Origin of the sequence: Psychrilyobacter sp., from assembly GCF_049671765.1 — a bacterium.
Taxonomy (GTDB): Bacteria; Fusobacteriota; Fusobacteriia; order Fusobacteriales; family Fusobacteriaceae; genus Psychrilyobacter.
The window spans coordinates 1-4,686 of sequence record NZ_JBATVM010000179.1 but is presented as its reverse complement, the minus strand read 5'-3'; the positions used below and the strand labels follow the sequence as shown (position 1 = coordinate 4,686).

The window sequence follows — 4,686 nt, the reverse complement described above, 5'->3', positions numbered from 1 at the left end:
GTTGTCAAAGAATTCATTCCAGAGTACTTCCCTTTTTCTACTTTTTCTATATTAACCATTGTTTTTTCTATTAATCCACTTATCTCAGGAATTACAGATACCACTCCTATAGATCCTGTTATAGTTGATTTTGTAGCAAATATTTGCTTTGCACCGGAAGATATATAGTAACCTCCTGATGCTGCTACTCCTCCCATAGATACATAAACTGGTTTGGTTAATTTAGATATCTCATGATGAATTATTTCAGATACAAGAGCCGAACCACCTGGAGAGTTAACTCTTAGTACTATTCCTTTAATATTTTTATCTTCCTCTGCTTTTTTTAGTTCATTTTTTATACTTTTTATATCTATACTATTTTCATTTCCACGGCTTTCATTATAGATAATATCTCCAGAAGCATATATTAAAGCTATTTTTTCTGTTCTTTCAATATTTTTTATAGTGCTCAGATAATTCTCTAAAGATATCTTTTTTTCGATTCCATACTTTTTATCAAATTCACTTTGATAACTTAGACCATCTATAAGGCCTATTTTTTCAGCATATATAGGGTTTCCCATCACTAGTTCACCACTTAATATTGCTTTATTTATTGCTATTTTTTCTATATCTCGTCTTTTTGAGATCTCTTTTATTCTATCACTATATACTCTATCATATACTCTTTTAATGTCTTTTTTAAATTCTTTTGACATCTGACCTTTAGAATACTGTTCTCCATAGGCTTTGTAATCTCCTATATGTACCACATTAAATTTTATACCCACATAATCAGCTAATCCTTTAAAATAATTAAACTCTCTATAGTACCCACTCAAATCTATCATAGCCGATTGAATTGGTGGCATAACTATTTTTGTAGCATAGATTCCCAATCTATAATTTTGATTATTTATATTTCTAGTAAATGCATATATTTTTTTACCACTTTTTTTGAATTTATCCAATGCTTCACCAATTTCTTCGATATGGTTAGCCGAAAGTTCTACATAATCAATATCCATGTATATTCCATCTATATTAGGTTCCTTTGAAGCAGCCTTAATCCCTTCTAATACTTGGTATAATCTTAGAGGCTTTTCTAATTCAAGTAATCCTCCTCCTTCTTTTTCAACTATCCCTTTAGAAAAATCAAGTTCTAAATATGTATTTTTTTCAATTACAACTTCTTTTTTATATTCAGTTAAAGTCGCAGTTATTACTCCTGCTATAATGGCTAAAAATATTATTACCACCAAGGTTGCCTGTAATACTTGTTTAGAAAAAAACAAGATGACTTTCCCTATATATTTTAAAATTCTTTTCATTTTTCACCTCATAATTAATATTTATTATTTTACCTATAATTCAGTCTATCATAAAAAAATAGCTAAAGTGTACTTTTTTTACTTTTAATCTATTTTTTATATAAAATTTACAGATTAAAGTTATTTTATCACGGTTATATCTATTTTTTCTAAGATCAAATCTTTTTATCCCGCATATTTTTTACTCAATTCAAAACTTTATTAACTTTATTTAATTTTATTCTCAATTTTATAAACATTTTAGTCATAAAAAAACTAACAAAAAGATACCCATATTAAGTAAAGTACTTTTTATCGATAATTAGATATATTTTCGACCTTTAATTGTTCCTTTATAGATTGTTTCATCCTGTTTTCAAATTAAATTATTTGACTTTCTCTTTTATCTAAGTTATACTCCTAATACATTTCTAACACAAAACTAATATAACTAAACTAAAACTAAGGAGGAGCGCATGACTACATCAACTATTAAAAGAAAGAAAAAGGTTAGTTTCGTCGACAAATTTTTAAATATCATTGAAAAAGGTGGTAACGCATTACCCCATCCAGCAACACTATTCGGTATCTTAGCTCTTGTAATGGTAGCTATATCTGGAATAGGAGCAGCATTAGGTTGGTCAGTCGAATTTGAAGGAATAAATAGGAAAACAATGCAAATGGAAAATATGGTTATCCAAACTAAGTCTTTAATGAATACAGAGGGACTTAATTACATCTTCACAAATATCGTTACAAACTTCACTGGATTTGCTCCCCTTGGAACAGTTTTAGTCGCTATCATCGGTATTGGTGTATGTGAAAGGTCTGGATTAATGGCAATCTTATTAAAGAAAACAGCCCTTTCTACTCCAAAGCAGTTAGTTACTGTTATGGTAGTATTCTTAGGGATAATGTCAAACGTTGCATCTGATGCTGGTTATGTAGTATTACCACCATTAGCAGCATTAATATTTTTATCATTTGGTAGACATCCATTAGCAGGATTAGCAGCAGCATTTGCCGGTGTATCAGGAGGGTTCTCAGCTAACCTATTAATCGGTACAATCGATCCATTATTAGGTGGTATTTCTACAGAAGCTGCAAGACTTTTAGATCATACATATGAAGTTGCCCCTACTGCAAACTACTTCTTCATGTTTGTTTCTACATTCTTAATCTCTATCATCGGTTGGTTTGTTACGGAAAAAATTGTTGAACCTAGATTAGGAAAGTATGAAGGTGACGATACTTTAGAATTTGATGAAGTTACATCTGTAGAAAAAAAAGGTTTAAGAGCTGCTGGATTAGCAACTATAGCCTTAACACTTTGCTTAATTCCATTATACTTTATATTAGGTAAAAACTTCTTAGGACACGGGTTAGTTCCTATCATAGTATTATTCTTCGCTATACCAGGATTAGCTTATGGTATCTCTATAGGAGCTATAAAATCTGATAAAGATGTTATGGGAATGATCAGTAAATCTATGGCAACTATGTCTGGATATTTAGTATTAGTATTCTTCGCTGCACAATTTATTGCATTCTTTAACTACTCTAATTTAGGTACTATCTTAGCTGTTAAGGGAGCAAGTTTATTAGAAGCTACAGGAATGACTGGTGTACCTTTAATCATTGGATTCGTATTAGTCACTGGCCTATTAAACTTATTTATGGGATCTGCTTCAGCTAAATGGGCTATCTTGGCCCCAGTATTTATCCCCATGTTAATGAGAGTAGGATATACTCCTGAATTTACACAATTAGCATATAGAATTGGAGATTCAACTACAAATATTATCTCTCCATTAATGAGTTACTTTGCAATGATTATTGTATTCATGCAAAAATATGATAAAAAAGGATCTATGGGAACGCTGATCTCTATCATGTTACCGTTCTCAATGGCATTCTTAATTGGTTGGTCAATTTTGTTAATTGTATGGATGATGTTAGGATTACCTATTGGACCTGAAATTGGAATCTACATGTAATTAATAGTTATATAGTAAAAGACGAGATTAATTTCTCGTCTTTTTTATTCGTTACTTAATTAAGTTTATTTCTTCTTCTAATTGATCTAAGAGTTTATCTAAATCCCTAGTAACAGCTTCTATAGTTGCCCTCTTAGAAAGATCTACCCCTGCTTTTTTCAATTGATTCATGGGATTATCATTCCCACCAGATTTTAAAAGAGTAAGATATTTCGCTAGTGCCTCTTCTCTTTCTGCCTTACCATAACTCTCATTGGTTATTTTGTCATAAAATACAGATGATGAAGCAAAACAAGTAGCGTATTGATAGACATAATATGGTGAATTAAAGAAATGCGGTATCCTGGCCCATAAAACTTCCATTATCTTGTCTGTTTCTACCGAATCTCCATAATATTCTCTAAATAAGTCTGACATAATTTCACTGAGTACATCTGGTGTTACAGGTTTTCCGTCTTCTACTAATCTATGTGCCTGAAGCTCATAATCTGCCAAAAGAGATTGGAAATAAAATGTTCCAGTTATCCCTCTAATGGCTTGTTGTAATAACGCAATCTTTTCCTTGGGATCTTTAGTATTTTTCAACATATAATCCAGTAGTAACCTCTCATTAAATGTAGAAGCTACTTCAGCTACAAAAATAGTATAGCCATGAGTTACAAACGGTTGATTCTCACTCGATAGAAGAGTATGCATAGTATGCCCTAATTCATGGGCTAATGTAAATACATTGTCTAAAGTCTTATTATAATTCATGAGCATATATGGATGAACACCATACACTCCTACTGAGTATGCGCCACTTCTCTTACCTTTACTTTCATATACATCTATCCAACCATCACTTATTGCCGTTTTCATCTTAGCACTATAATCTTCCCCCAAAGGAGTTATAGAATCATATACATATTGTTTTGCATCATCATACTCATATTCTTTTTGAAAATCAACCAATGGAATAGAACCATCATAACTATGATAGTTTTCTAATCCCAGTATTTTTTTTCGAAGTTTAGCATATCTCTTTAAAGGTTCACTATTTTTTTTAGCAACCTCTATTAAGTTTTCGTATACCGAAGTAGGTATATTATTGCTTTCCAAAGCAGATTCTAGAGTAGAACTATAATTTCTTGTTTGAGCCACTGCAAAATCTCGTTGTAATGAACTCCTATATATTGCACCATAGGTATTTTTATAATCCTCAAAAGTTTTATAATGGGCATCAAAAGCTTTTTTCCTATCCCCTTGATCTAGATTAGTTGCCATGATTTTACTATAATTTCCATAGGTCATTGGTAATTTAGTTCCGTCTTTAAATTCCACCTCACCAAATTTAATATCTGTCGTTGATAACTCCGAATATATACTTTTTGGAGCTCCCTGGTATTGGCCTTAGT

General features: G+C 31.2%; 2 protein-coding genes and 1 pseudogene. 1 reads left to right on the top strand and 2 read right to left on the bottom strand.

The genetic code is table 11. The features are described from left to right. The coding region (locus WBG30_RS08695; protein WP_424504259.1) for a S49 family peptidase at positions 1–1,313 on the bottom strand (1,313 nt) is incomplete at its 3' end. 455 nt (positions 1,314–1,768) lie between these two features. Here WBG30_RS08695 and WBG30_RS08690 point away from each other — a divergent pair. Continuing rightward, the gene (locus WBG30_RS08690) at positions 1,769–3,289 is read left to right on the top strand and encodes an AbgT family transporter (RefSeq protein ID WP_424504258.1); all 1,521 of its coding nucleotides are present in this window, start codon (positions 1,769–1,771) and stop codon (positions 3,287–3,289) included. 51 nt (positions 3,290–3,340) lie between these two features. On the opposite strand, the pseudogene pepF reads toward WBG30_RS08690, so the two are convergent. Further along, positions 3,341–4,660 (bottom strand): annotated as a pseudogene (pepF, locus tag WBG30_RS08685) (oligoendopeptidase F); the annotation flags it as partial. Between the last annotated feature and the right edge of the window lie 26 nt (positions 4,661–4,686).

Coding starts and splice junctions, on each gene's coding strand:
- WBG30_RS08690 (WP_424504258.1), top strand. CDS start 1,769: ATGACTACATCAACTATTAAAAGAAAGAAAAAGGTTAGTTTCGTCGAC.